Origin of the sequence: Anoxybacillus sp. LAT27 (genome assembly GCF_022030075.1) — a bacterium.
GTDB classification, from domain to species: Bacteria; Bacillota; Bacilli; order Bacillales; family Anoxybacillaceae; genus Anoxybacillus; species Anoxybacillus kestanbolensis.
In genome coordinates this window covers 1-263 of the sequence record NZ_JAIWYK010000199.1, presented here as the reverse complement: position 1 = coordinate 263, position 263 = coordinate 1, and the positions used below count along the sequence as shown (strand labels likewise).

At 68.8% G+C, this 263-nt stretch carries 1 protein-coding gene; it reads right to left on the bottom strand.

Annotation, left to right across the window (positions count from 1 at the left end; all coding sequences use genetic code 11):
* Nucleotides 1–263: PHP domain-containing protein (locus LD028_RS09115; protein WP_237811626.1), on the bottom strand; the 263-nt coding region annotated here is incomplete at both ends.

Below are 263 nucleotides of genomic sequence, written 5' to 3'. Positions count from 1 at the left end.
CAGGCGGAGCAGCCGCTGATTCAGCCTGCGTTCGATCTCCAGCCCGTGGTCCTGCAGCTCCAGGTAAAACCGGTCGGCGCCGAACACCTGCCGATACCAGAGCGCCGCCTGGCGGGCCCCCTCGATATCGCCTGCGAGCAGCAGCCGGGCCACCTCCCCCTCCCGGCAGGCGCTCAGCGCAATCAGCCCTTCGCTGTAGCGGGCCAGCGCCTCCTTGTTCAGCCGAGGGAGGATGAAGTGGCCCTCCGTGTTGGCCAGCGTAG